This window comes from Leptolyngbya sp. CCY15150, from assembly GCF_016888135.1.
Classification (GTDB): Bacteria; Cyanobacteriota; Cyanobacteriia; order RECH01; family RECH01; genus RECH01.
On the sequence record NZ_JACSWB010000147.1, the window covers coordinates 256,905 to 283,858 of the forward strand.

General features: G+C 53.8%; 19 protein-coding genes, 2 tRNA genes and 1 pseudogene. 8 read left to right on the top strand and 14 right to left on the bottom strand.

Features of this window, described 5'->3' with window-relative positions; translation table 11 throughout:
* Nucleotides 1–12: 12 nt before the first annotated feature.
* Complete coding sequence (gene gnd, locus JUJ53_RS06675; RefSeq protein WP_204151197.1) at nt 13–1,419, bottom strand: decarboxylating NADP(+)-dependent phosphogluconate dehydrogenase; 1,407 nt, start codon at nt 1,417–1,419, stop codon at nt 13–15.
* Between the two features lie 449 nt (nt 1,420–1,868).
* On the opposite strand from gnd, the gene JUJ53_RS06680 reads away from it, so the two are divergent.
* Nucleotides 1,869–2,057, top strand: a complete 189-nt coding sequence (locus tag JUJ53_RS06680) for a hypothetical protein (RefSeq protein ID WP_204151198.1) — start codon at nt 1,869–1,871, stop codon at nt 2,055–2,057.
* Here the strand turns inward: JUJ53_RS06680 and JUJ53_RS06685 are convergent.
* A complete protein-coding gene (locus tag JUJ53_RS06685; protein WP_204151199.1) occupies nt 2,039–2,182 on the bottom strand; it encodes a chlorophyll a/b-binding protein in 144 nt (47 codons plus the stop codon). The genes JUJ53_RS06680 and JUJ53_RS06685 overlap by 19 nt on opposite strands.
* Before the next feature lie 373 nt (nt 2,183–2,555).
* Between JUJ53_RS06685 and JUJ53_RS06690 the strand changes: the two genes are divergently transcribed.
* From JUJ53_RS06690 to JUJ53_RS06705, 4 genes are all read left to right on the top strand, one after another.
* Entirely contained in the window at nt 2,556–3,614 is a 1,059-nt protein-coding gene (locus tag JUJ53_RS06690; RefSeq protein ID WP_204151240.1) for a potassium channel protein, read from the top strand.
* Between the two features lie 69 nt (nt 3,615–3,683).
* Nucleotides 3,684–4,346 carry a ribosomal protein L7/L12 gene (locus tag JUJ53_RS06695; RefSeq protein ID WP_204151200.1) on the top strand — a complete coding sequence of 221 codons (663 nt, stop codon included), beginning with the start codon at nt 3,684–3,686 and terminating at the stop codon, nt 4,344–4,346.
* A 46-nt stretch (nt 4,347–4,392) separates the two neighbouring features.
* The gene (locus JUJ53_RS06700; RefSeq protein WP_204151201.1) at nt 4,393–4,779 is read left to right on the top strand and encodes a DUF423 domain-containing protein; all 387 of its coding nucleotides are present in this window, start codon (nt 4,393–4,395) and stop codon (nt 4,777–4,779) included.
* Between the two features lie 582 nt (nt 4,780–5,361).
* Nucleotides 5,362–8,112: an adenylate/guanylate cyclase domain-containing protein gene (locus tag JUJ53_RS06705; RefSeq protein ID WP_204151202.1), complete on the top strand. Its 2,751-nt coding sequence runs from the start codon at nt 5,362–5,364 to the stop codon at nt 8,110–8,112.
* 16 nt (nt 8,113–8,128) lie between these two features.
* On the opposite strand, the gene JUJ53_RS06710 is transcribed toward JUJ53_RS06705, so the two are convergent.
* The 6 genes and pseudogenes from JUJ53_RS06710 to tig all read right to left on the bottom strand — a co-directional run.
* Nucleotides 8,129–9,337 carry a 5-(carboxyamino)imidazole ribonucleotide synthase gene (locus JUJ53_RS06710; RefSeq protein ID WP_239124821.1) on the bottom strand — a complete coding sequence of 403 codons (1,209 nt, stop codon included), beginning with the start codon at nt 9,335–9,337 and terminating at the stop codon, nt 8,129–8,131.
* A 24-nt stretch (nt 9,338–9,361) separates the two neighbouring features.
* A complete protein-coding gene (locus JUJ53_RS06715; RefSeq protein WP_343327904.1) occupies nt 9,362–9,853 on the bottom strand; it encodes a pentapeptide repeat-containing protein in 492 nt (163 codons plus the stop codon).
* Nucleotides 9,854–9,941: 88 nt separating this feature from the next.
* Nucleotides 9,942–10,823: an alpha/beta hydrolase gene (locus JUJ53_RS06720; RefSeq protein ID WP_204151204.1), complete on the bottom strand. Its 882-nt coding sequence runs from the start codon at nt 10,821–10,823 to the stop codon at nt 9,942–9,944.
* A gap of 42 nt (nt 10,824–10,865) precedes the next feature.
* On the bottom strand, nt 10,866–12,212 hold the full coding sequence (clpX, locus tag JUJ53_RS06725; RefSeq protein ID WP_204151205.1) for an ATP-dependent protease ATP-binding subunit ClpX: 1,347 nt from the start codon (nt 12,210–12,212) through the stop codon (nt 10,866–10,868).
* Between the two features lie 9 nt (nt 12,213–12,221).
* Entirely contained in the window at nt 12,222–12,932 is a 711-nt protein-coding gene (gene clpP / locus JUJ53_RS06730; RefSeq protein ID WP_275415732.1) for an ATP-dependent Clp endopeptidase proteolytic subunit ClpP, read from the bottom strand.
* 703 nt (nt 12,933–13,635) lie between these two features.
* A pseudogene (tig, locus tag JUJ53_RS06735) lies at nt 13,636–15,015 on the bottom strand (trigger factor); the annotation flags it as partial.
* A 678-nt stretch (nt 15,016–15,693) separates the two neighbouring features.
* Between tig and JUJ53_RS06740 the strand changes: the two are divergent.
* From JUJ53_RS06740 to JUJ53_RS06750, 3 genes are all read left to right on the top strand, one after another.
* Nucleotides 15,694–16,755: an aspartate-semialdehyde dehydrogenase gene (locus JUJ53_RS06740; RefSeq protein ID WP_204151207.1), complete on the top strand. Its 1,062-nt coding sequence runs from the start codon at nt 15,694–15,696 to the stop codon at nt 16,753–16,755.
* Nucleotides 16,756–16,956: 201 nt separating this feature from the next.
* Nucleotides 16,957–17,847, top strand: coding sequence for a 4-hydroxy-tetrahydrodipicolinate synthase (gene dapA, locus JUJ53_RS06745; RefSeq protein ID WP_204151208.1), 891 nt, complete (start codon nt 16,957–16,959; stop codon nt 17,845–17,847).
* 294 nt (nt 17,848–18,141) lie between these two features.
* Entirely contained in the window at nt 18,142–20,001 is a 1,860-nt protein-coding gene (locus JUJ53_RS06750; RefSeq protein ID WP_204151209.1) for a ribonuclease J, read from the top strand.
* Between the two features lie 57 nt (nt 20,002–20,058).
* On the opposite strand, the gene JUJ53_RS06755 is transcribed toward JUJ53_RS06750, so the two are convergent.
* The 6 genes from JUJ53_RS06755 to JUJ53_RS06780 form a co-directional block, all read right to left on the bottom strand.
* Nucleotides 20,059–21,909 (bottom strand): ShlB/FhaC/HecB family hemolysin secretion/activation protein, encoded by a 1,851-nt coding sequence (locus tag JUJ53_RS06755; protein ID WP_239124822.1) that lies wholly within the window; start codon nt 21,907–21,909, stop codon nt 20,059–20,061.
* A 397-nt stretch (nt 21,910–22,306) separates the two neighbouring features.
* Entirely contained in the window at nt 22,307–23,737 is a 1,431-nt protein-coding gene (locus tag JUJ53_RS06760; RefSeq protein WP_239124823.1) for a glycosyltransferase family 2 protein, read from the bottom strand.
* Nucleotides 23,738–24,113: 376 nt separating this feature from the next.
* Nucleotides 24,114–25,295: a bifunctional sterol desaturase/short chain dehydrogenase gene (locus tag JUJ53_RS06765; RefSeq protein ID WP_204151211.1), complete on the bottom strand. Its 1,182-nt coding sequence runs from the start codon at nt 25,293–25,295 to the stop codon at nt 24,114–24,116.
* 515 nt (nt 25,296–25,810) lie between these two features.
* Nucleotides 25,811–25,882 (bottom strand) — tRNA-Thr (locus JUJ53_RS06770).
* A 69-nt stretch (nt 25,883–25,951) separates the two neighbouring features.
* Nucleotides 25,952–26,036: transfer RNA gene (locus JUJ53_RS06775), tRNA-Tyr, on the bottom strand.
* 75 nt (nt 26,037–26,111) lie between these two features.
* Nucleotides 26,112–26,771, bottom strand: a complete 660-nt coding sequence (locus tag JUJ53_RS06780; RefSeq protein WP_204151212.1) for an SDR family oxidoreductase — start codon at nt 26,769–26,771, stop codon at nt 26,112–26,114.
* Nucleotides 26,772–26,954: the final 183 nt, after the last annotated feature.

A 26,954-nucleotide genomic window follows, 5' to 3' on the forward strand; every position in this document is an offset into this window, starting at 1 on the left:
AGCAGCGATCGCTTAGAACCAGTTGGCGTGGAAGACCCCTGGCTTATCCGTGCGCTCAAAGGTGTGGGCACCGAAGTAGTCGCGCTGGGCCTGGGTGAGGTTTTGGGGGAGGCGATCGCGGCGATAGCTGTCGAAATAGTCGAGGGAGGCGCTAAAGGCCGGCACGGCAATACCCAACCGTGCTGCCAGACCAATCACCTCACGCCATGCTTCCTGGCGATCCAGAATCGTTTGTTTGAATTCTGGTGCTAACAGCAAGTTGGGCAAGTTGGGATCATCCTTGAAGGCTTTGGTGATCTTGTTCAAGAAGCCTGCCCGAATGATGCAGCCGCCTTTCCAAATGCGGGCGGTTTCGCTCAAGTTCAAGTCATAGCCAAATTCCCGTGATGCCGTACTTAAGAGCGCCATCCCTTGGGCATAGGAGCAAATCTTGGAGCAATAGAGGGCATCGCGCACCTTGTCGATCAAGGCTGCCACGTCGCCGTCATACTTGCCGGTTGGCCCCGTAAGCTGCTGGGCGGCCGCCATCCGCTCATCTTTGATAGACGACATGATCCGAGCATTCACGGCCGCTGTAATCGTGGGAATGCTGACGCCCAATTCCAGCGCGCTGACCACCGTCCAGCGGCCGGTACCCTTTTGCCCTGCCGCATCTTTGATCAGTTCCACCAAGGGCAGCCCTGTATCCTCATCCATCTGGGTGAAAATGTCGGCGGTGATTTCCACGAGGAAGGAGTTGAGTTCATCCGTCGTGTTCCAGTCGGTAAACACCTCATGGAGCTGGGTGTGGGTGAGTCCAGCGGTGCTTTTGAGGATATCGTAGGCTTCTGCAATGAGCTGCATGTCGCCATATTCAATGCCGTTGTGCACCATTTTGACGTAGTGCCCGGCTCCGCCTTGACCGATGTAGGTGACGCAGGGGCCATCATCGACCTGGGCAGCAATCTTGGTCATGATGGGCTCGATTTCGCTGTAGGCGGCTTTGCTGCCCCCTGGCATCAAGCTGGGGCCGTTGAGAGCACCTTCTTCGCCACCGCTGACGCCCATGCCAATAAACTGTAGTCCTGCAGCTTCTAGGGACTCTACGCGGCGATCGGTGTCGGTATACAGCGAGTTGCCGCCATCAATGATCATGTCCCCCTCATCCAAAAGTGGCTTGAGTTGATCAATCACTGCATCCACAGGGCCGCCAGCTTTCACCATGATCAGGATTTTCCGGGGACGCTCTAGGGCTTGGACAAACTCTTCCAAGGAATAGGTGGCCTGAACATTTTTGCCCTGGGCGCGGTTGGCCATGAAGGCCTCTGTTTTGTCGGAGGAGCGATTGTAGACGGCGATTGAAAAGCCGTTGCGCTCGACATTGAGGGCTAAGTTTTCGCCCATAACGGCTAAGCCGATTAAACCAAAGCTCTGTGCCATAGAATTTTTAGACCGTTCTGCAAGTGCTGAACAACATACTGTGTGTGTGCTAGAACCTCAACTCTGCCGGTTAAAGCATTGAGGCAAGCTCTGCGTGAGGACGTGATGAACAGGAGTGTGACGTTGACATGGAACCTGAACGGGGGTAGCCCCCATCCGGCGCAGCGGCAAGGCTGACACCATGTCTGGATTGAGCAGGAAGATCCACCGTCTAGATATCGGGTGTTTTACTCTTGTCTACATGGGCGATCGCCCTCAGGGAGACGATGATTCCAGCTAGTCTGAATCGGGTCGTCTAAACCATCTAGTCAGACAAGACGACCTATGAGAACTCCACCGATGAGCAAGCGGCCATCGGCGCTGCCTTCCATCAGAGTAAACAACGTTTTTGGATTTACGGGCTGGAACAAAGGTTTTTTTTATGGTATCGATGCAATTTGCCTGACAGCGTGCCAAATGTTGCAAAAAAGCGATCGCCCCTAGCCTGCCGTTTTGGGCAATACGAGGGGCGATCGCGTTTCAAACTCCTCAACGGGCTGGTAAGGGTCAACACCGTTGAGGGCTATATAGACACAAAAAAGGGAGCGATCGCTCCCTTTCGTGCTCTGAGGCTGGGTTATTACATCAAGCCAATTTGAGTGAGGATGCCTTGACCGGTCAATAGTTCAGTTGCGAGACCAATCACAAAGCCCATCATGGCAAGGCGGCCATTCCAGGTTTCTGCAAACTTCGTGAAGCCAAACTTGGTGTCTTGGTTTTCCATGGTTGTAAATCCTTTGTCTAGCGCGAATCCTTATGTCATAAAATTTAACACACTATTCGCAAGTCTGCAACATTTCGACATAGAAGTCTCTTGACTGAAATTCACCAATCTGCATTGTCTATTGTTGTCCAGGGATCTTCTCTATGCTGTGACGTCTATGTCGTGATGGCGATCGCTGGTCAGTCTAGAGCAACCCTGCTGGCTTGACCCTTGAGCCGATGGGCTATCACAAGTTGAACCTGCTGGCGTTGGTTTTTGCTGGGGTTCTGGTTGGTCTCTGGGGCGATCGCACCGGTTAGAACCATGACTTGCTATGCTGTCTCGGAGGTCCTTTCGCCAACGTAGAGGATATAGGGCTGTGCCGTCGCGGTTTATGCAAGAGGATCAGCGACTCCATAACGAACTGGCCTTGGGGTTACTATTATTTTTTGGGGTGACGGTCGTCGGCACCGTGGGCTATCGGGTGATCGAGGGATGGCGCTGGCTAGATGCCGCCTATATGACCGTGATCACCCTAGCGACCGTAGGGTTCTCAGAAATTCAGCCCTTGAGCGATCAGGGGCGCATCTTCACCATTTCTCTAATTTTCATGGGAGTGGTGAGCATTGCCTACATCGCCAATCGATTTACAGAAGCGATCATTCGCGGGTATTTTCAGGAAAGACTGCGACGGCGGAGCCAACAGCGTTTGATCGACACTCTTTCCCAGCACTACATCATTTGCGGATTTGGGCGCACGGGGCAGCAGGTGGCCCTGGAGTTTGCCGCGGAAAATATTGATTTTGTGGTGATTGATGCCAGTGCGGAGGCGTTGATGGAGCGAGGTGCAGAAGCCTATATCACCATTCAAGCTGATGCTACGTTGGATGAAACGCTCATGCAGGCTGGCATCCAACAGGCGGCTTGTTTAGTGGCGGCCCTCCCCTCCGATGCGGAAAATCTCTACACCATCCTGTCGGCCAAGACGCTGAACCCGAACATTCGGGCGATCGCTCGTGCAAACACAGCAGAGGCTCTGAAAAAGCTACAGCGGGGTGGCGCAGATGCGGTGATTTCGCCCTATATTACCGGCGGTAAGCGCATGGCGGCAGCGGCCCTCCGTCCCCAGGTGATGGATTTTGTGGACGGTATTTTGACGGGTTCTGAGCGATCGTTCTACCTGGAAGAGTTTCTTTTGGAACCGGAACACTGTCCCTGTATCGGTCTCACCCTCCATCAAGCCCAGTTGCGATCGCAGTCTGGAGCTTTGGTGCTAGCGATTAAACGGGCCGATCAAACCTTGGTGCCCGGGCCCACGGCTGATACGGCGCTGCAAGCTGGAGACCTGTTAATTTGCATGGGCACGGAAGAACAACTGCGGCGGCTGAATCAACTCATGGGGCCGATCCGCCATCGCCCGCCGCGCAAGCCACGCTTTCCATCCAAGTCCTAGAATCAACCTCCTAGAATCAACTCCCTGTAAAATGTGGACAGGTTCCTGCCACCAATCCTGATGCTGTCGATGCTGTCTCGCCTGCGCATACAACAACTGGCGATCGCCCTGCTGCTCACCCTGGGCCTCACAAGTACGGTGCTGTCGCTACAGCGCTGGCGAGAGCCCAATCTCCCCCCTGCTGAACGCCAAGAGCTGCTGGCTGCCTTTCTGCTCTTGGGGATGGCTCCCCTAGCGGGGGCGGCATGGCTAGGGCGATCGCTCCAGCAAACGGCTCAAACCGCTCAAGACCGCCGGCTGCGATCGATCTTTTTCGAAAGTCTTCGGCTGAGTCAGGGGCGGGTGAATGTTCTGACGTTTTCCATGCAGTCCCACCTCTCTGGTAGTGATGCTAAAGCCTACCTGAGCGATCGCGCCCGAGAGTTTAACGCCACCTTTGATGTGGATGACTCAGGAGGGCTCACCTATTGTTTTGATCTGGGCGACTATCCAGCCGCGCTGTCCGGTGTTGAGGTGACCTACAGCGTCCTGATCATGGCGATTCCCGATATCCATCGCCGGCAGGTGATCCGGGTTTTGCAAAAGCTTACGGGGCTGAGCTGGAGCGATGTGAAAGCCCTGGCGAAAGAAACCCCTGCCTTGGTGAAAACGAAGCTGTCGTTGCCCCTTGCCCAAGAGTTTCGCAGCCGTTTGGAAGCCGTTGGCGCAACCGTCAGCATTGTGGTGGACTAGCCGGTTTCCAGCACCCACTATCCTCAACGGAGGTCTTGCAACCGTTATGAGTCGAGTGTTCGTCGCGATCGCCGCGATCTTAGCTGCCCTTGATGTGGCTGGAGGAGCCTTTGCCTCCCATGCTCTCCGCCCCCAGGTGAGCGATCGCGCCCTAGAGATTTTCGAAACTGGGGTGCGCTATCAGATGTATCATGCGCTGGCCCTGCTGTTGATTGGCATCTTGCTGGGGCGGGCTCAGTCGGGTCAGGTGCTGCTCATTGTGGCAGGGTCGCTGTTGCTGGGCGGGATTGTGCTCTTCTCCGGTAGCCTATATCTGCTCAGCTTTAGCAATATTCTTTGGCTGGGGATCATCACCCCCATCGGCGGCGTGGCCTTTTTAGCCGGCTGGATTTGCTTGGCGATCGCGGCCTTCACGACGAAATTTCAAACCTAATCTCAAACCCAATCGTCTAGACAGAGGTTCACGATGGGCAATGTAAGTTCTCCCCCTTAGTCTACAATTCAGAGAAACGAGTGAACATGACTCAGCACGACCCATCATTCTTTAGCGTTACGTTACAGATGCGCGCATAAACCACCCAGACTTGCTTGCAGGATAGATTCTAATGAATCCTTAATACGAATGGTGTAGGCTATGGAGAAAAAGGTCAGGTTGTTGATGCGATCGCCGAGTTGCCACACCCCTTTTGACTCTTGATCGCTCTAGCTCGACTCCATACCCTCAGTTTCTCCGTCCGGTGTCTGTGCTGAACCACCCCCACGAAGCCAGCTCGTCTCACTCCAGCACCTTGTTCCCTCGTCTGACGTCTCATAGGTTGGAAACCTCTACGGAGTCTGAGGGCTAGGATGCTAGCTCAACCATCCTAGGTTCAGGTGCTCTGCCATGATTTAGGGCTATAGCTTATGAGCCCATGGGTTACCACCGCTCAACATTCAGGGTGCGATCGCCAGAGATAGCTATTGGATGCACCCCTGCGAGATCGATTGCCGTATCTACACTACCCCACCAACTGTCATGACCCCTTCATCTCCGCATCTATCTAATCGAGATAACGACGGAACTCCCAATCGGGGAACGTCTCGGAGCGCTGACTATGACGTAACCTCCCAAGTGATCACGACCACGGTCGTCGAAGACCATGCTGCCTTGACGACAGACGTGGAATCACAAGTTGCTACGGTGCAGGCAGCCGCAGGCGTAAGTGCGTCCGTCATTGATCCAGGGCAAGGGTCAGATGATCCCCAGTTGGGTTCCGGTTCAGCACTGACCACCACCAAGGGATCCTTCACCTCGTTTCTGGCTCCTCTCACCCAAGACACCTTCCGTCGGGTGGTCACCGACGTCGAGCAAAAGCTACGGGTGGTCAACGATACCCTCTCCATGCTGGAGGTGCAGGGGTTTGAAGCTATTTTGGAGGAAATGCTCAGCTCCATTACCTACAAAACCGCTGAGCTCCTGAATGCCGATCGGGTTAGCATTTTCCTGCTTGATAAGGAGAAAGACGAACTGTATTCCATCGTGGCTAAGGGAGAGGGCCAGGGAACCCTAGAAATCCGCATTCCTGCGGACAAGGGCATTGCTGGGGAAGTGGCCATGATGCGGCAGGTGGTGAATATTCCCTTTGACTTTTTTGATGATCCGCGATCGGAGCAAGCCCGCATCCAGTACGAAAAAACCGGCTATCGCACCTACACCATGCTAGCCATGCCCCTGCTGGATGAACAGCATCCCGACAGTGACGGTGAGCCAGAACTGGTGGCAGTGGTGCAAATGATGAACAAGCTCCGGCCCAATTGTGAACCGGGTCATCCCCTGAGTGACCGGATTGATCAGGTGGGCTTCACCACAGGGGATGAAGATCTGTTTAGGGAATTTAGTGCCTCTATTCGTCTCATTCTCAAATCATCCCAGTCATTCTACGTGGCGACTCAGCGGCAGCGGGCTGCCAATGCTCTGATCAAAGCAACGGAATCCCTCAGCAAGAGCAGTTTGGATCTCGACGACACCCTGAAACGGGTGATGGATGAAGCCAAGCTGCTGATGAATGCCGATCGCAGTACCCTCTGGCTCCTCGATCGCGATCGCCATGAGCTATGGACGAAAATTTCCCAGGCGGATGGCTCCTTGAAGGAATTTCGGGTGCCGGTGGGCGTTGGCTTTGCGGGGCATGTGGCGGAAACCGGCGAAGTGCTGAACATTCCCTTTGATCTCTACACCCATCCTGATTCAGAAGTTTCTAAGAAGTTTGATCAGCAAAACGGCTATCGCACCTGTAGCCTGCTCTGTATGCCGGTGTGGAATCCAGATGGGGAGTTGATTGGGGTGACCCAGTTGGTCAACAAGAAGAAGCAGGCTGACTTACCCCCCTACGATGCCGCCAACTGGCCCGACGCGCCGGAATGTTGGCGGGCTAGCTTCAACCGCAATGACCAAGAATTTATGGAAACCTTCAACATTCAAGCAGGGGTGGCGTTGCACAATGCCAAGCTGTTTGCCATGGTGAAGCAGCAGGAGCAGATGCAGCGGGACATTTTGCGATCGCTCTCCAATGGTGTCATTTCCACGGACAAGGAAGGCAAGGTGATTGCCGCCAACGAAAGCGCCTTGGAACTTTTGGGGCTAGACCAATCGGTGTCCATCGAAGGGCGATCGGTGGTGGACTTGATCACCATTGAAAAGGCTGACTTTTCCCGCTGGTTTCGAGGAGCCCTGGTGCCCCATGAGCTGAAGGATCGCCAGCAGTACTATCCTGACCAGACGCTCCATCCTGTTCATGGAGAAGAGTTTCACAGTGTCAACCTGTCGATTAATACCATTGCCGATGCCGCCGATCGCGATCGCGTGTCGGGAGCCCTGGTGGTCATGGATGACATCAGCGATGAAAAGCGCCTGAAAAGCACCATGTATCGCTATATGACCCAGGAGTTGGCCGAGCAGCTCATGGAAAATCCTGATGCGGCCAAAATGGGGGGCGATCGCAAGGAAGTCAGCGTCCTGTTTTCCGATATTCGCAGCTACACCACCATCACCGAAAGCCTGCAGGCAGAGGAAGTGGTGGAGATGCTCAATAAGTACTTCGAAGCTATGGTAGATGCGGTGTTTACCTACAAGGGCACCCTCGATAAGTACATTGGCGATGCGATTATGGCGGTGTATGGATCGCCCCTACCCCTGCAAGACCATGAATGGATGGCGGTGCAAACGGCTTTAGAAATGCGGCGGCGGTTAGCCCTGTTTAATGAAGAGCGCGTGGATGCTGGTCAAGTGCCGATCCGGATTGGTATTGGCGTCAACTCCGACAGCGTGATTAGCGGCAACATTGGCTCTAGTAAACGCATGGAGTTTACGGCGATCGGTGATGGGGTCAACCTTGGGTCACGCTTGGAGGCGGCTAGTAAGCTCTATGGCACGGATATTGTTATTAGCGAAACCACCTACCGCCCCTGTGCCGATCGCGTTGTGGTGCGCGAGCTGGACTACATCACCGTCAAGGGCAAGACCAAGCCGGTTGTGATCTACGAACTGGTGGGAATGCGCAACGATCCGATCCCGGAGGTGAAGCAGCGGGTGATGGAGCATTATGAAAAGGGTCGGAAGTATTACCTCGACCGTCAGTTTGCCCAGGCCATGGGTGAGTTTGGTATGGCGCTGGAAGCTGACAAAACGGACAAATCATCGGTGCTCCACCTCGATCGCTGCCAGAAGTGGTTGCTGAAGCCGCCGTCCGAGGATTGGGATGGCTCTTGGACACTCACCGAGAAATAAGCCCCAACAATCAACTCTAGGGTGCATACCATATGGCTTCGACGCGCTGAATGAGGTCGTTGGCATAGGCTCGACGCTCCTCTGGCGTGGTTTGTGGGCAGGTTGCCGTGATATGGCCTAGCTTTCGTCCAGGGCGAGGGGCTTTGGTATACCAGTAGAGCCGAGACTGGGGTAGGGCGGAGAGCGATCGCAGCCGATCGGCATAGGCTGCCTCGGGGATGTCTGTGCCGAGTAGGTTGACCATGACAGCCCCCGGCACCGTGAGGGACGCATCGCCTAAGGGCAGCCCGGCTACGGCCCGCAGGTGCTGTTCAAACTGGGAAGTTTGGCAGGCATCCAGGCTGTAGTGACCGGAATTGTGGGTGCGGGGTGCGGTTTCATTCACCACAATCTGCTGGTCGGCGGTTAGGAACAGTTCAATGCCCATGATCCCCACCATTTCTAGGCTGGTCATGAGCTGGCAGGCGATCGCTACGGCTTGCTGCACCACGGCTTCGGGGAGATCTCCCACCGCCAACACCCGCCGACAAATTTGATCCACCTGCTGAGTTTCCACCACAGGATAGGTCACCACCTCTCCGGTCACCGAACGGGCCACCATAATGGCTAACTCCCGCTGGAAGGGAATAAAGGTCTCCAGCATCCAGTCGGTTTGGGATTGTTGAATCAAATCCAGGGCCTTGGATACCTGGGAGCGATCGCGCAAAATTTTCGTACCCTGGCCGTCATAGCCATGTCGCCGAGCTTTGAGGACGACCGGTAGACCCAACTGCAGGAGATCGTCCGGTGTCACAACCTGGGGCAAGGCAACAAAGTCTGGTGTGGGTAGACCATGCTCTCGCAGGTAGCGCCGCTGATCGTACTTGTCTAACAGGGGTGTGAGGGCGGCCAGAGAGGGACGAAACAGGATGCCCTGCTGCTCTAGGGCCGTCAACGCGGCTAGATCAATGAACTCATTCTCAAAGGTAATCACCTGACATTGCTGCGCGAGCCGAGCCGTGGCCTCAGCATCATCAATGGCTCCATAGACCACGCCCCGAGCGATCGCCACCGCTGGATCCGTCGGCTGGGGGGTCTGAACGCGTAGGCCCAGGTCTAAGGCCCTTGCCCCTCGCTCCATCATCCAGGCAAGCTGCCCTCCCCCAATCACCCCAACCTGATAAACCGGAGGAGAGGAGGTGGCAGAAGAGGTAGAGTGGGGCGATCGCATTGTAGGGATATCCATAGGCTAGGGAAAACGGCAGATGGTCTACCGGCAACCCAAGGAGTCGCGGGTTTTGATGCCGGTGGTTGGATTGGTGCCCGTAGCGTAGGCGCAAAAATCCTTGACCTGCAGCCGATCTAGGATAGCATCACTAAAGTCTGCCCCGGTGATATCCACCTGCTCGAAGGTAGAGCCTAGCAAGATGGATTCCACTAGTACGGCATCACTCAAGTCGGTATCAAAGAACTTGGACTGATCTGCCATGGCATTGGTCAAGTCTGCCCCATGCAGATTGGTTTTGGTCAGCACCGAGGCGCTCAACACAGCTCCCCGCAGGTCAGCGTTTGAAAAATCGGTAAGCTCTAGGTTGGCATTGGACAGCTCCGCCGCCTGCAAACTCTGCCCCGAGAAATCCTGTTGGGTGAGGTCAGCGTTGCTAAAGGAGAGCGGTGTGCTCCAGTCTGCCCAAGCAGGCAAACTCACGCCCCAGATGGCGATCGCTGCCAGAAGGGCCAGCAGCTTGGTGGTGACGTTCATCATGGGAGGTGTCCTTCTAGGTGACAATAAACGGGCAAGATCGGATGACAGCGGCTGCCTTAAACGTGAGCACTTAGGTCAAGGTGGCTTAGACCGGAGCCGGGGTGCGATCGCCCAATTCCAGGAAGGCAGACAGCACTTGTAGATAGGTGTTGGCATCTTCCAGCATGGGAAAGTGGGAGGTGCGGGGAATCACCACCTGCGTCACATGGGGACTCAGGGCCGCCGCTTTTTGCCCCATATCGGCTGGAATAATCTGATCATACTGCCCCGAGATCAGCAGAGTACGCGTCTTCAGTTGGGCAAACTCACGGGGCATCACCTCGGTGGCAGCTTTGCTCACCGAGGTGTAGATGGTACCCATGGCCGCTGCATAGTCCGCCATCAGAAAGTCGTTGAGAAATGACTGGCTTTCGTGGCTAGGAATGGAGCGATGCAAAAATCGAGCCATGAACATACGGTGGGCTAGGGGAATCTGTCCTAGCCATGCTGGGCGAAAGCTCACCACATACCCGCCAAAGCGATAAAACGCTTCAAAGGCCTGCTTGTCGTAGTCAAAAATGCCGCTACAGGTTAACACCGCTTCTTTGACCCAATCCCCATGGCGGTTGAGAAACAGAGTCGCCACAGAAGCCCCCATGGAATGGGCATTGAGATACACCGGACGCGATAGCCCCAGGGCCTCTAGGAGCATCGCCAAATCATCAGCATAGCTGTCTAGTTCATAGTCGTCGATCAGATCCGCTGGCGGTGGCACAGGCAGGAGCGATCGCCCAAAGCCTCGCATATCGTAGAGCAGACAATCGAAGTGGGGCGTTAAGGCCTGTGCCGTGGTTCGCCAATAGCGCCCCGACCCAGCCCAGCCGTGGAGGAACACCATCACGGGCTTTGATCCTGATGGTTGGGGGCGATCGCCCGCCGTGATCCACTCATAGTAATGGTCAACACCACGAACGGCTTGATAGGGCATGGACTTAGTTTAGTAAATGATGCACAACAGGCTCAGTAGCCCTTAAGCAGATTCAGGCTTAGGCAAGGATGATGGATGCACCAGCAGCTCAGCCGTTGAGCGTTTTTCCACCATCTCCCGAGTAATCACACAGCGGGTCACGTCTTTCCGAGAGGGCAGCTCATACATGATTTCTAGCATCAGCTCCTCAACAATACCCCGCAGAGCCCGAGCTCCAGTCTTCCGACGATAGGCTTCCCGAGCGATCGCCCGCACGGCATCGGGTTTAAATTCCAGGGTGACGTTATCCATCTTCAGCAGTTTTTGATACTGCTTCACCAGCGCATTGCGTGGCTCGGTCAAAATCTCTGTGAGGGCTTCCTCATCGAGGGGATCCACCACCGCCATCACCGGCACCCGACCGATGAACTCAGGAATCATGCCAAACTTGACCATGTCATCGGGTTCAACATGCTTCAGCACTTCTGAAGCCCGCCGCTCGCGCAACTGCTGATTATCGGTGGGTTGGACAAAGCCCATGGAACGCTTACCAATGCGCTGCTCGACCGCCTTGTCGAGTCCCACAAACGCTCCACCGCAGATGAACAGAATGTTCGTAGTGTCAATCTGAATGCAGTCTTGATAGGGGTGCTTGCGGCCGCCTTGGGGAGGCACATTAGCCACCGTACCCTCTAGCATTTTCAGCAACGCTTGCTGCACGCCTTCCCCAGACACATCTCGGGTAATGGAAGGGTTTTCGCTCTTGCGAGCAATCTTGTCGATTTCATCCACGTAGATGATGCCGCGCTGGGCTTCTTCTACGTCCAGATCCGCGACCTGCAGCAGGCGTAGCAGAATGTTTTCCACATCTTCCCCCACATACCCGGCTTCCGTCAGCGTTGTTGCATCTGCTACGGCAAAGGGCACATCTAGAAGTTCTGCCAAGGTTTGGGCCAGGAGCGTTTTACCGCAACCCGTGGGGCCAATCAGCAGAATATTAGACTTCTGAAGCTGGATGGAGTCATCTCGTCGGGTGCCGCCCAGCGTCATGCTTTGCTCGTAGCTAAGACGCTTATAGTGGTTGTACACCGCCACGGACAGAATCTTTTTCGCCTGATCCTGACCAATGACATGGGCATCCAGATGGTTTTTAATTTCCTGAGGCTTAGGAATTTGACTTAGGGATACCGATGACGCGCGCACTGGGCGTTTTTCGGTGCGTTGCTCTCGACGAGGGGTTGGTTGGGGAACCGTGGAACTGGAGTCGTATAACTCCTCATCTAAGATTTCATTGCATAGGTCAACACATTCATCGCAAATATAGACCCCTGGCCCAGCAATGAGTTTACGAACCTGCTCCTGGGATTTGCCACAGAACGAGCATTTTAGATGGGAGTCATACTTAGGCATAATACCCTCTTAGTTCACAGCAGTGATGGTGGTTCCTGAGGCCAGGAGATCCTGACGAGAAATGACTTCATCAATCAGTCCATAGCCTTTTGCCTCTTCCGCAGACATGTAAAAGTCGCGCTCAGTATCGTCTTCAATGCGCTCGATGGGCTGCCCGGTATGCAGCGCAATGAGTTCGTTGAGCTTGCGCTTATGGTACAAGATCTCCCGAGCTTGGATCTCAATGTCTACCGCTTGCCCTTGGGCTCCACCCAACGGTTGGTGAATCATGATGCGAGAGCTGGGCAACGAAAGGCGCTTCCCCTTGGTTCCACCGGATAACAGAAATGCACCCATGCTGGCGGCCAGCCCAAAACAAATCGTTACAACATCTGGACGAATTTGCTGCATGGTGTCGTAGATGGCCATCCCTGCCGTCACAGAACCACCGGGAGAGTTGATGTAGAGCTGTACATCTCGCTCTGGATCTTCCGCGTCAAGATAGAGCAGTTGTGCCACAATCGAGTCGGCTACAGCGTCGTCTACCGGTGTGCCCAGAAAGACGATGCGTTCCCGCAATAGGCGAGAGTAGATGTCAAATGCTCGTTCTCCCCGCCCTGATTGTTCGACCACCATCGGCACCACCCCGCTAACCCCAACGGGTGAGAACCCTGTGGAGGTGAGGTCTGAGGAGCGGTGTATATTGTCAACACTATGACCCACGAACTGAGATACCAGCATATAAAGATTGTGTTGTTGTCCTAAACAATTTGACCGAATGACCTAGAGCGTTGAGTAGATCTAACGTTTTAACCGTGATGGAATGAGTCTAGAGTCATCGCGCAATCGCTGGTTTCAAGAGCGATCGCGACTAGATGAACGTACTCATCCGCGATGTAAAACGTGACTGACTATCATGCCCTACACTCGATCATTATGCCTTAACTCACCCAAGTCTGGTGGGTGTTGTGCTGACCAAGCCCTTGTGACGGAATGCCAAGAAGGTTCGTTCTCAGGGTCATCAGCAATTTAGCACAGTGCACCGGGGAAACTGCAAGTGTTTCCATGCTGAAATAATTACACAAGAACGCTACCCCTAGTGTCTTGCAGAGAAATTTCTCGCTTTAAACCGAGCTACCTCTCTGCAAGACCGCTGGCTTAGCTCTTCATGGCAACCAATGGATGGCATCTAGGCGCAACCTCAACGGTCTTTCAACCGTCGGTTGCCCACAGGATGCCCAGGGTAGCTCTCCTAGGATTTCTTCTTGCCAGCAGAGCTACTCTTCTTCTTAGACTTGGGTTTTGCATCGGGGGGCGTATCTGCGTCATCGGGGGCAGCGATCGCTTCTGTCGCTTCTTCTGCCGTTTCTTCCGGTGCTTCGACAGCCTCAACAGCTTCTGTCACCTCAGCCACCTCGACGGCGTCTGTTTCAACAGCGTCTGTTTCAACCGTGGCTTCTGAGGCCAGTTCTAGGGCCTCCTGCTCGGCTTCATCCACCGCCAGCGAGCCTTCCGGCACTAGGTTAACCTGGCCATGCTCTTCCACAAAGCCTAGAACTTTCTCGCGCAACAGATCTTCCGTGATCATGTCTCGCAAACGTCCCATATCAAAATTCTGATCGGGATTCTCCGCCACAATGTTGTCAATCCGGGCCTGCAGGTCGGTCTCCTCAAGCTTGATGGATTCTTCCTCAGCCACCTTAGACAAGGCAAAAGCTTGCCGTAGACGGGTTATGGCTTCCGGGCGAGACTGTTCGCGTAGCCGGTCAACGATTTCTGGCGTGAACAGTTTCTTGACATCCAACCCTTGCTGGCTGAGGTTCATAGCTGTCTGGGTCAGCATAAAGTTGAGCTCGTCCCGAAGGAGGGTTTCGGGTAGGTCTACCTCCACCTGCTCTTCAAGGGCAGCCAAGAGCGCTTGCTCTTTGTTCTGCTGGGTTGCGTCGGCTGCTCGCTTGCGATGAGACTCTTCAATGGACGCCTGAAACTCTGCCATCGTCTCGAATTCACTCACATCTTGAGCAAAGTCATCATCGAGTTCTGGCAGTTCTCTGGCCTTAATTTCTTTGACGGTGACCGTAAAGACCGCTGGTTGCCCCGCTAATTCTTCTTGGGGATAGTCTGGCGGGAATGTGGCAGTTACCTCTTTTGTGTCTCCAACATTCATGCCAATGATGCCATCAATGAAGCCTTCAATGAAGCGTCCTTCTTGCAGCTCTAGCTGAAAATCGGTGGCGCTACCGCCAGAAAACTCCACGAGTTCATCACTACCTTCTTCAGCCGGTACACGCCCTACGAAATCGACGACGGCGAGGTCTCCAAATTGGGTGGGGCGATTTTCCACCGGCACCAAGGTGGCTGCCCGAGTACGGAAACCCTCGATCGCTTCCTCGACGGTTTTAGGATCAAACGCTACTTCCTCGGCTGTGACGGTCAGTCCTTTATAGGTTTTGAGGGTGACATCTGGAGCAACGTCAATGGAGGCTGAGAAGGTGAACGCTTCGCCAGGCTGAAAGCTTTGGATTAACTCATCAAAGGATGAGCGAATCTGATAGTTGCCGATCGCTTCAATCTTTTCCTGCTCAATGGCTTGCTTCAGCCCTGATTCCATCAATTCTTCAATCACAGACGCCTTAATTCGCCCTTCGCCTAAGCGTTGAATCAAGACCTGGCGTGGCACTTTACCTCGACGGAACCCAGGAATATTGATTGAGCGCATGAAGCCTTGAATGGCTTTGTCGTACGCTTGTTTGGACATTTCGGGCGTAATTTCAATTTCTAAGCCAATTTGACTGGCAGGTAGTTTTTCCTGGGTAACTTTCATCAGCAATTCTCTTGTTTTAGTGCAGCGAAAAGGTGAGTGAGGGTGAGTGGTCGCCTTGGGAGATCTCAACCGAACATTAGGGACATGGAGGGGTCACGTGGGCGTTTCAGACATCACACCTAAGACCAACCCAACCCAGCCGAACCCGACTAGGCCGCAGTATGCTATATTAACTGATTCCTGTTCCATCTCAAGCGCTCTGAGGCGAGAATCTTGTTCGGCCATGGGCTAGGAGCATTAAAAGTAGGATGGAGCGATAGGTTTGCGCTGATGCCGGATCTCTTCATCGTGCAGGATCGTCAGGAACAAGACTTACGAGCGGGTGTCATAGATGGCAACCGTTGCCTGACCCTAGAGATGGGAATTTAGGGTATAGTGAGAGGCATTCGATTTCATAGTAGAATCTACGCTGGGCTTCGACAGAAAATTTTATAGAGACTTTCTAATGTCTGGGCAGCATGTCTAGGCAAGTGAGTAAGAACGCCTAGGCAGTTGTACAAGGGCAGGGTTTAGATCTAGCGCTTAGAGCCAAGTGCGTGCAGCGGGCCACAACGTCCACCGTTGCCCTAGGAACAGGCTGATGCCGACTCCACTCCACAGTTCTGGGGTTGATCTCGACATTGATGACACATTTTTATTGAAACAGGATTGTTAACAACGTGAACGGAGGGTTTTAATTTGCCTCAATCCTATCGAGTTGCCATTTTAGGCGCGACCGGAGCGGTGGGTACCGAGCTCATCGAGCTATTAGACCAGCGTCAGTTTCCTCTATCTGAGCTACGGCTCTTGGCTTCGCCTCGGTCGGCGGGCAGTCACCTTTCGTTTCGAGGGGAAGACCTTCTGGTGCAAGCAGTGGGCGATCGCTCCTTTGAGGGCATTGATATCGTCCTAGCGTCAGCCGGAGCCTCGACCACTAAAGCATGGGCTAGTCAAGCGATCGCAGCGGGAGCTGTGGTCATTGATAATTCCAGCGCCTTTCGCATGGATCCCCAGGTGCCCCTAGTGGTGCCGGAGGTGAATCCCGAAGCGGCAGCGCAGCACCAAGGGCTGATTGCCAACCCCAACTGCACCACAATTTTGATGGCGGTCGCTCTCTGGCCCCTGCATCAAGTCAAACCCCTTTGCCGAGTTGTGGCCGCTACCTACCAGTCTGCCAGTGGCGCAGGGGCGCGGGCGATGGAGGAAGTGAAGCAGCAGGCCCAAGCGATTCTCAATGGGGAAACGCCGCCTACGGAGTTTTTCCCCTATCCCCTGGCCTTCAATCTCTTTCCCCACAATTCGCCGTTGAGCGATGATGGCTATTGCCAGGAAGAGCTGAAAATGGTGAACGAAACGCGGAAAATCTTTGGGGTGCCAGAGTTGCGGATTACCGCCACCTGTGTGCGGGTGCCGGTGCTGCGAGCCCACTCGGAAGCGCTCAACCTAGAATTTGCAGAACCCTTCCCTGTTGATCAAGCGCGATCGCTGCTGGCTAAGGCTCCTGGGGTTAAGCTGGTGGAAGACTGGTCAGCCAACTATTTCCCCATGCCCATAGATGCTAGCGGTCAGGATGACGTACTGGTGGGGCGGATTCGCCAAGACCTCTCCCATCCCCATGGGTTAGAATTATGGATCTGCGGCGATCAAATTCGCAAAGGGGCGGCTTTGAATGCGGTTCAGATTGCTGAATTGCTGGTGGAGCGTGGCTGGGTGCGATCGCCCGCTTCTCCGAGTGAACTGCTGAAGTCGTCCTCCCGCTAAGCGATCGCTGGCTGGAGTCAGGACAGGTGAACCACTACCCGACCGGAGGACCTGTGGTTTACTCTGTAGAAAGATATACGCCATGGTTTAGCCCCGGTAAGATTCTGGCTCTCTAAGATCCTGAACAACGATGAGACCCATGGGTCTGGGGCGGCGGCGAATTCAAGAATTAAGCTCTACGGCGTGAGGAGTAGATCGAGTGTGATAGAGTTTGGACGAGTGTTGACGGCAATGGTAACGCCGTTTCAATCCGATGGCAGTGTAGACTATGCAGTAGCTGAGGCTTTAGCTGCCCATCTCGTCGATCATGGGTCAGATGCCCTGGTCGTCTGTGGTACAACGGGTGAATCGCCCACTCTGACGTGGGACGAAGAGTTTCAACTGTTTCAGGTGATTCAGCGAGCTGTGGCCGGAAAAGCCAAGGTTATTGCTGGAACAGGATCAAACTCCACCAAGGAAGCGATCGCAGCTACCTGTCAAGCTGCTAAACTAGGGTTGGATGGCTCTTTGCAGGTTGTGCCCTATTACAACAAGCCGCCTCAAGAGGGCCTGTATCAACATTTCCAAGCGATCGCTCAAGCGGCTCCAGAGATGTCGATGATGCTCTACAACATCCCAGGGCGCACCGGACAAAATCTGCTTCCGGAGACCGTGGCTCGCTTAGCGGAAATCCCCAATATTGTGGCCATAAAGGAAGCCAGTGGTAGCCTTGATCAAGTTAGCCAAGTGCGACGGCTAACCCCGCCAGAGTTCAGCATATACTCTGGAGATGATTCCCTAACCTTGCCTTTGCTTTCCGTAGGTGGTACCGGCGTCGTCAGTGTAGCCAGCCATTTAGTAGGCGATCGCCTTCAGGCTATGATCCAACAGTTTGAGCAAGGACAGATTCAGTCTGCCACTCAACTTCATCTAGACCTGTTTCCACTTTTCAAAGCGCTTTTCCTCGCCACGAATCCCATCCCGGTCAAAGCGGCACTCACGCTTCAAGGTTGGCAGGTTGGAACACCTCGTCTGCCCCTGACTGAGCCATCAGAGTCGGTGATTGAAGCTCTCCAGGCAACGATGCGCCCCCTAGGGTTGCTGTCTGCCTAAGCTAAAGCCACCAGCGTTGCATCGCTAGGACATGGACGCAACCAAGTTTTGAACAACTGAATAGGTGTGCTTCTCAAAACAATTGAATAGAGTGTGATACTTTCCCAGGTTTGCAGCACCGCTGTGGCTTCCTGATGTCTAGCCATGCATATCCATGAATGTCTTACCTATACGGTCGAGAATTCAGATGTTTTTGTTGAGATGTCCAACCCCCTTTAGCTCCACAACCTGAGGGCGATCGCCTCCCTGTTTTCTGCTACGTCATTCCAATCTTCTCTAGTAAAAAGGACCTTTATGAGTCAAAACAATTCCCAAGCACTAAAAATCATCCCCCTTGGTGGTTTGCATGAAATTGGCAAAAATACCTGTGTTTTCGAAATCAACGACGAAATTTTGTTGCTTGATGCAGGTCTAGCATTTCCCACCGATGGGATGCATGGTGTCAATATTGTGCTGCCAGATATGACCTATCTGCGCGAAAATCGGCACAAAATCAAGGGCATGATTGTCACCCATGGTCATGAAGACCACATCGGCGGCATTGCGTTTCACCTCAAGCAAATTGATATTCCGGTGATCTATGGCCCACGCTTAGCCCTAGCCTTGCTGGAAGGCAAGCTGCAGGAAGCTGGAGTTGCCAATCAAACCGAACTGCGGACGGTGCGTCCTAGGGATATGGTGCGCATTGGTAAGTCGTTCTTGGTGGAATATATTCGCAACACCCACTCCATGGCCGACAGTTTCACTGTGGCTATTCATACTCCCCTTGGCGTGGTGATTCACACCGGAGACTTCAAGGTTGACTACACCCCCGTAGATGGGGAACACTTTGACTTCCAACGCTTAGCCGAACATGGCGAAAAAGGCGTGCTCTGTTTGATGAGCGATTCCACCAACTCCGAAGTGCCGGGAGCAACGCCATCGGAGCGATCGGTTTTCCCTAACCTTGACCGCGTTTTTGGGCAAGCAGAAGGACGCCTACTGGTGACCACCTTTGCCTCATCGGTTCATCGAGTCAATATGATTCTGGAACTGGCGAAGAAGCATAAACGTGTGGTGTCAGTGGTGGGGCGATCGATGCTCAATGTGATTGCCCATGCTCGCAACCTTGGCTATGTCAAATGTGAGGATGATTTGTTTGTGCCCCTGAAAGGTCTTAACAAGTATCCCGACGAAAATGTGTTGATTCTGACCACGGGCTCTCAAGGTGAACCCATGGCAGCCCTGACCCGCATTGCTAACCAAGAGCATCGTCAGGTGAAAATCCGCACGGGTGATACGGTAGTATTCTCTGCCAACCCCATTCCAGGCAACACCATTGCTGTGGTCAACACCATCGATAAACTGATGATTCAGGGCGCGAAGGTGGTTTATGGCAAAGGTGAAGGTATCCACGTCTCTGGCCATGGTGCCCAAGAAGATCAAAAACTGATGCTGGCGCTGACCCGTCCTAAGTTTTTCCTACCGGTGCATGGTGAGCATCGCATGTTGGTGAAGCATAGTAAGACGGCTCAAAGCATGGGTGTTCCGGCAGAAAATATGGTGATTATTAACAATGGCGACATTGTTGAACTGACCACCGATAGCCTGCAGGTAGCTGGAAAAGTGCCATCGGGCATTGAACTGGTTGATGCATCCCGCAGTGGTGTGGTACATCAACGGGTGCTGGAAGACCGGCAACAGCTTGCTGAAGACGGCATGGTGACGGTGGCAGCGGCGATTGGCTGGGATGGAAAACTTCTGGCTCGCCCCGAAATTCATATTCGTGGTGTGGTGTCTACCGCTGAACCCTCTCGGTTGGAAGATCTGGCGCGGGATACGATTCAGTCTCTATTGAGCGATCGCTGGAGTAATTTCATTCATACCTTTGAGAAGAATGAAACCGATGTTGATTGGACAAAACTCCAGGCCCAGATTGAGGTAGAACTACGGCGCTTGTTGCGTCGTGAAATGCGTAGCAATCCTATGCTGGTCTTCTTGATGCAAACGCCGGTTGAAGAAGAGGCTAAGCCGAAGGCCAAGCGGACTGTGGCTAAAAAGCCAGAGCCGGAAACCAAAACCAAGACTGAAGAAGCTAAAACCCCAGCCCAGCAGCCGATTAAGACTTCTACACCGTCTAGACGGCAGCGCTCAACGGCTAAGGTGGCGTCCTGAAGCCAGCTAAGTTAAGAGCTGCGGTATTAGTAGGGGGTTGGTTGAGTCACCAACCCTCTAGAACCGATAATCTACGCTGAAATACAGACCATCGTCTTGGAAATTATTGCCGCGATCGCTGAGATCAATCAGCGGCAGTGCATAGTCAAACCGTAGATTGAGATTGGGTACTAGTTCCCATAGGGCCCCTAAGCCAGCGCCCACCAGAAAGGTTTGCTCAGGCAGAGTATTGGGATTGTCAGGATGGTTCCAAACGGCTCCCATGTCGATAAACGGCGCTAGTTGGAAGACGGATAAGCCTGATGCATTGCGGGTCAGGGTAATCCGGTCTTCGAGGGAAACCCGAAAACCATTGTCTCCCGAGCGGGCATTTTGTCGAAAGCCTCGTACAGACTGTCCGCCGCCGATGACAAACTGTTCCGACGCCAACAGGCTATCGGGAGAAAGCTGTAGATCGGCCTGGAGAATGATCAGGTGATCATCACCCAATCGCTGCACCCGTTGCACCTGACCTAGCCAACTGACGAAGCGGCTATCGGGGACAGGGGATGAATTCGTCGTAGCATTCAGTAGCTCGACGCCGATATTAAATTGCGATCGCAAGGCCCAAGCCCCTGCCACATCTCGGCGCACATAGTCTTGCCCGAGACGAAAAACACTGGTACGACTGGTGCCATCCTCGTCGGGCCCAATCCCAAAGGGTTGGGGAATATTATTAAACAGAAACGTCTGTCCGTCTTTATGGCTAAACCCTAAGGACAGGGCAAATTCTTCCCGAGTAGAGCGTACCAAGGGCTGACGAAAACTAATTTCATAGCGCTCTGATTCCCCACGAATGCCGAATTCATCAAAGGGAGACTGAACAATCTCATTGCGATCGATCACGGTACGCAGGGCCAGGGTGCCGTTCATGGGATTGAGCGGCATGCGATAGTTGATGTCAAAAATATGGGCTCCATCACGGGTGGTGCGATCGTAGGAGAGGCTGAGGCTATCCCCTAGACCCGTGATATTGCGATGGCCGATATCGGCACCGACCCGCTCGGATCCAACGCTGGGTGGTGAATAGTTATCCACACTTGCGCCCCCAAACCAGGGCGACGCCTCATCCACCCGCACAATCAGCACACTCTGCCCCACCTCACCGCTGGCCCGCAGACTGGCTTCAATATTGTCGAAAAGTGGATCAGCTCGTAGCAGCCGCAACTGTTCTTCCAACTGCTCAGCCTGGAGAGGGGTACCGGCTCCTAGCTCAATGCGATCGCGTACGTAGCTCTGGCGTAGGCGCTGGAGTCCTTCAATTTGGATTTCTGCCAAACTGCCTTCCACCACCTGAATGCGCACGACGCCATCGGTAATGGGTTGGTCTACCAAAATAGCCCGAGATGTAAGATAGCCATCATCTAGGTAGAGCTGGGTAATCGCATCGGCGGCCTGTTGGAGATCAGTTAAGGTAACCGTTTGATTCTCCAAGGGCTGAATGATGGGCGCGAAGTCCTGCTGATCAAAAATGGTGCTGCCCAACACCTCTAGGGTGCGGATGGGAAACTGGACATCCGGCTGACTTGGCAAACCCGTTGGCGGACTGGGGTCTACTTCTGGCTGCAGCACTGGCTCGTCAGCATCGGGCAGGGTCAGATCGGGGGGCTCTTGCAAAAAGCGATCGTCCGGATCTGACTGCTGGGCTACATAGACTGGCGATAGCTCAGCCGCAGAATCTAACGGTGTAAGACTCTGGGGCATTCCTGGCGTGGGGAGCAGCTCAGAGGGAAGCGTGGACGGACTAAAAACCTGGGTATCTAATGGTTCTTGAGGTTGAGGAACAATGGGTGCTGCGATCGCTTCCTGGGGCATACCCATTGCAGCGATCGCAAGTCCTGACATCCAAACTGATAGGCGCTGAACCATGAAACTTCTCCAGTAATGACCATACCGATTCAACACCCTATCGGTATCTACCGAGCCATATCAAATCCGGTTGAATGTCTATGGCTAGGACATTGGCTAGGACATGCTGGCTTCGATCCCTCGCTTCGCCGCCCCCTTGATCAGGGGCTACAGATATTGGGGTACCACCCAAGCCTTGAATGAATAGCGCGCTAACCGGATTTGAGATAACAATCTCTTACACAGACTGTAACTTGCTCTATCAAGCAGGTTTGGTGTTCATCACTAAAAGTTTACGCTGGGATTGTCGATGCTGGCTGCCCCTGCCACCGCAATTAACCCTTAGCTGTCATCTAGGAGCTGTAGGAGGCAGAGAATCGCCAGTAGAATCGCCAAGATCTAGGACAGAACCTAGGGACTAAGACTGTCCTGGCATATCCAGCAACACCTCATCGGTTCCTTGGTGGGCAGTTTTCACCCACTTCAGCCGTTTGGGGCGTACCGAAATGCGTGCCGTGGTGCTGGCGACCACCAGCAGCCAATGCATCATGTAGAGAGTACCGCGTAGGGATTGTACAGCCGTACGCCACAGCGGCATCTCGGGACGCAATAGGGGCGATCGCTCACTGCCCAAGGCTTCTTCTCTGAGTCGATAATCACTGCTGTGGATGCGGCGCAGACCGATCACCATGCCAAAGAGTGAGAGCAGCACCGTCATTCCCGTTAATGGGCTGAGCAGCGGTGGGCTACTGCGGGCGATCGCCATCAGCGTATCGGGAACTGCCGCCGTGGGCAGCAGATACTGCATGAGCCAGAAAACCAGCAAATCAATGGTTTTGCCGACGCCCAAACGATTGCGAGACATGAGTCGCCAATAGTCTAGATAGCGCTGATAGCCGCCCTCTGCCCAGCGACTGCGTTGATGCCAAAGCGCGATCGCCTGGGTGACGCCCTCTTCTTCCACTGCCGGCACCATCAGAAAATCAATATCCCAGCGGTCGAAATGCAGTCTGAGAGTGAGATCTAGGTCATCGGTGATGGTTTCTTCATTCCATCCGCCGCAGCTATCCAACGCCTGCCGCCGCACAAATTGACCATTGCCTCGCAGTTCGCCCACGCCGCCAATGGCAATGCGCTGCTGCTGGAAATAGCTATCCAACGCCATTTCTGCTACCTGACCCAGGATCCAAAAATTCCGAGGCCGGGGATGCCCCTCATTTCCCTGCAACACGGCCTTGCGCACCTGCACCGCTCCCACCTGCGGACGGTCGAATAGCGGTATCACCCGGCGTAGGAGATCCATGGGTACTTGAGCATCGGCATCAAATACCGCAATGAATTCACCTTTAACCTGGGGATAGACTTGGTTCAAAGCCCCTGATTTGCCGCCACCGGCATCGGCTGGACGGTGTACCACATGGAGCCGGGGATAGTTCAGAGCGAGCTGATCCAACAGTTCCGGTGTGCGATCGGTGCTGTAATCATCAATGATCCACAGGTCGTAGCGATCGCTGGGATAGTCTAGGTTGCAGAGCGATCGCACCAGAGAACCCACCACCGCCTCTTCATTTTTGGCCGAGACCATCAGCGAGACATAGGGATAATCATCAGGATTGTCATGGGTGAGGGCCGAGGGTACCGACCGCGGGCGAGCCACGATCAGGCGCAGGGTATGCAGCCCCACCAGCAGGGTCAGCCCTAGAACAAACCAAATGCCCCAGGAAACTAAATGAAGCGTAATCGTCACTGCCCATACGGCTGATAGGGCGATCGCGGCTTTGGGGCGACGTCCTGCCAGACCTCGTTCAAAGGATGCCTTGAGGTTGCCAGGGTGAACGTCATCGATCATAAAAGACTCCAAGGGTGCCAATGGGTCACGTTGATTGGACGGCTCAACAGGTTGAGAGGGCGGATCAGACCAGGAATTCTCCGGCATAGGTCTTGAATTACGGGATGAGTGAACAGTGCTGGACTGACGCAGAAGCACGCAAGCCTCAAGGGTGAAGCATCTGGAGGAGACTCACCCTCGATCGATCTCACGACGCCAGTCTGGCAAGCGGTTGACGGGAAATCTGAGAGAATGACCCAAATCACCGTTGCCCAATTGTGCCATAGCTTACTATTGTGACCGTTACGATGGATGCCGTGGCGATCGCCCCCTTTTCACCCATGAGTTCCTTCATCCATCATAAAGTTTTGTGTTGATGGCAGTTGGCCCGGAAGACCTAGGGAGCAGGTCGCGAAAAAAGTCGAAAATAGAGCGATCGCCCCCATTCCTTGAGCGGAAACACCAAGTAGGTGAGGGGATTAATCGTCACAATAATGGTGCGCACATCCCGCTTGGCCAGGAAAACAACCATGCGGGCCACCCATCTCGGCGACATGATCCCCACAGGGTTGAGGTTACTTTTGAACGGCCCCAAGACAATTTTGCGAATGATACAGGGAGCATCCAGCCGTCGCAGGGTAATTAGATCTCCAATCAAACGCTTTGAAATTTCGTAGAGAGGGCTAAAGGCTGGGCTCACCTCCGCCTCTGATGTGTTGATCCAAAGCTCCTTGGTGGCCCGGTCGGTGGAGTCATTCACCGTACTCATGAACACATTGGCTAGCCGCCATGCCGACAGGGCATTGACCTCTAGAGAGGCTTGGACGCCCTCTGGGGTGCGATCGCCATGGACATTGAGCCCGTGATTAATAATCAAAATATCAACTTGCTTGAGGCGATCGCGCAGCTGATCCTCGTCACCAATCTGCCAAGATACGACCTTCATGCGATCGGTCTCGGTGAGGCGATCGGAGGAGGTGAGGGCAATGGTTTTTGCCCCTTGGCGAATGAGTTCTTGGATCAGGGACTGCCCCATGGATCCCGATGCGCCCGTAACCGCAACCACCTTGCCTTTCAGCGATAAGCTTGTTCCCAACACTTTATCCACCACCGTCAAATATCCCGAGAAGTAGGCATTCCCTTGATCAAAGTGGTGCCGCCAGTGATACGTGCGATTGACCGCCCACACCGAGGGAATTTGGGTAAGGTCGCCGGGCTCGTGGGTGAGATCTGTCCACATCCCGTATCCCTGAGAACGAGCGATCGCCCCTGCCATAAAGCCTAGCGCATAGAGACTGCCCAGAAGCATAGCTGGCTGATGGCTGGCCCATGCCACCAACGCTGTTACGGCAAACATCACCAGGGATTCTGGCACATCGTTGTAAAGCTGAGAGCGACGATAGACGTCAAGGTTGGCAATACTCAGATCACGACGGTAGGCACGATGATGCAACATGTGCAGTGACTGCAGGGGTGGCCAGTAGTGACCAGCAACATGGTAGACATCACGAACCAGCTCCGCAAGCACAATAGAGCCAAGCCCAAGCCCAACTGGAAAGACGAGTGAAAACAGATTCATTGCAAAACGATTATGAATGCGTAATTTAACATGGTGAATGAAAATCGTTAGGCAGGTTTATGCCGTAGCTAACGAGTTGAACCATGACGGATAGACCCATCCCGCCTCCACAGATCAAAACCTGATCGCTGTCTGTATTAGACCTCATTAGACCTAGTAATTAGATCTAGCGGAAGACGGCTAGCGCTTTTTAAAATCCCTCCCCCAACCTGGGAGAGGGATGGCGGGCAGGCAAGATTGTAGTGACAACGGCCTGGATGAATCCAGCCGTTAGGTCGATCTATCCCATGGCATGGTCACCTGTCTTCAAGAATCTCATGCTTAACGCCAGATGCCCATCTTTTTCCTGCCTATCTTCTGAAGAGATAGGAGAGCGATCGCAAAACGACTTTCCGATGCAGGAAGTACCGGCGTCTTGAGGTATCTGCGACTCTCAAAAGACAGCATGGATACATGGATACCAGGAAACTCTCAATGACCTAAAGTTCCTGAATGCTATGTATAGTGTTTCTCAAAGCCCGTGACGAGGATTGAACTCGTGACCTCACCCTTACCAAGGGTGTGCTCTACCACTGAGCCACACGGGCAGTTCTTTCGCCAATCTCATGATAGCAACTGCATCAGGGATTGACTCAAGAAAACGTATCTTGATGCTGTGGTGGGCCGGGCTGGATTCGAACCAGCGTAGGCGTAGCCAGCGGATTTACAGTCCGCCCCCATTAACCACTCGGGCACCGACCCGCCCAATCCACAATTAAACATCGTAGCATAGGGTTTTGCATTCCCCAAACAAAAATCTCTTTTTTTTAGGTTTTTTTAGGCGATGCTGGAAAACCATTGCTCTAGGGACTGTTGGGGCGCATCGGGCTGGGCAATAATTTCCACCAGTTTGTTTTTGGCGCTAGGCTGCACCAACGCCTCCACACAGACCTCAGCCACCTGTTCGCGAGACAAGCTGCCTTTAAATAGGGTATCTGCCGCCGCCATTTGAAGGGGATCGGTTGGTGCGGTACTTTTGAGCCCGCCGGGACGAACGATGGTGTAGGTTAAGCCACTGCCCTGCAGGTAGGCTTCCGCCTGTTTTTTCCACACCAAAATCAACCAAAAGATGTTCAGGGGATGCAAAAGCTGCGACACACATAGCGATGACACAAACACCATATGCTGAACCTGCTGGCGCTTAGCCGCATCCACCAAATTCTTGGTGCCTTCAAAATCCACGCGATAGGGCAGAGTTGGATCCCAACTGGGCTGGGCCCCCGTGGCGCAGAAGACCACATCACAGCCCGCGATCGCTGCATCTAAGGTTTCTGGCTGCAAAACATCGCCCACCCACTGTTCTGACCAGTCGGACAAGACAGCGGCTGCTTTTTGGCGATCGCGCACGAGCGATCGAGTGGGAATTTGGCGTTGTTCGAGGGCCTTTACGATCAATTGTCCTGTGCGCCCCGTAGCGCCGGCTACAAATGCTTTCACCAAGATGTTCCTTAAAATAGAGTGTTACTTAAACGTGGTTCTGTTTTATGGTCTAGGTATGCCCTCGGGGCACCTTACCGTTGGGTCTGAGGAGACCACAAGACCTAGCCTGATCAATAGTGATCATTATTAACTGTTTTTCCGGCTAAAACCCATACCACCATCAATCGATGACGGAGAATC

Coding starts and splice junctions, on each gene's coding strand:
- JUJ53_RS06720 (WP_204151204.1), bottom strand. CDS start 10,823: ATGCCCTATCAAGCCGTTCGTGGTGTTGACCATTACTATGAGTGGATC.
- JUJ53_RS06690 (WP_204151240.1), top strand. CDS start 2,556: ATGCAAGAGGATCAGCGACTCCATAACGAACTGGCCTTGGGGTTACTA.
- JUJ53_RS06765 (WP_204151211.1), bottom strand. CDS start 25,295: ATGAATCTGTTTTCACTCGTCTTTCCAGTTGGGCTTGGGCTTGGCTCT.
- gnd (WP_204151197.1), bottom strand. CDS start 1,419: ATGGCACAGAGCTTTGGTTTAATCGGCTTAGCCGTTATGGGCGAAAAC.
- JUJ53_RS06760 (WP_239124823.1), bottom strand. CDS start 23,737: ATGATCGATGACGTTCACCCTGGCAACCTCAAGGCATCCTTTGAACGA.
- JUJ53_RS06755 (WP_239124822.1), bottom strand. CDS start 21,909: ATGGTTCAGCGCCTATCAGTTTGGATGTCAGGACTTGCGATCGCTGCA.
- JUJ53_RS06710 (WP_239124821.1), bottom strand. CDS start 9,337: ATGGATATCCCTACAATGCGATCGCCCCACTCTACCTCTTCTGCCACC.
- clpX (WP_204151205.1), bottom strand. CDS start 12,212: ATGCCTAAGTATGACTCCCATCTAAAATGCTCGTTCTGTGGCAAATCC.
- JUJ53_RS06685 (WP_204151199.1), bottom strand. CDS start 2,182: ATGGAAAACCAAGACACCAAGTTTGGCTTCACGAAGTTTGCAGAAACC.
- JUJ53_RS06700 (WP_204151201.1), top strand. CDS start 4,393: ATGAGTCGAGTGTTCGTCGCGATCGCCGCGATCTTAGCTGCCCTTGAT.
- JUJ53_RS06750 (WP_204151209.1), top strand. CDS start 18,142: ATGAGTCAAAACAATTCCCAAGCACTAAAAATCATCCCCCTTGGTGGT.
- JUJ53_RS06695 (WP_204151200.1), top strand. CDS start 3,684: ATGCTGTCTCGCCTGCGCATACAACAACTGGCGATCGCCCTGCTGCTC.
- JUJ53_RS06715 (WP_343327904.1), bottom strand. CDS start 9,853: ATGAACGTCACCACCAAGCTGCTGGCCCTTCTGGCAGCGATCGCCATC.
- JUJ53_RS06705 (WP_204151202.1), top strand. CDS start 5,362: ATGACCCCTTCATCTCCGCATCTATCTAATCGAGATAACGACGGAACT.
- clpP (WP_275415732.1), bottom strand. CDS start 12,932: ATGCTGGTATCTCAGTTCGTGGGTCATAGTGTTGACAATATACACCGC.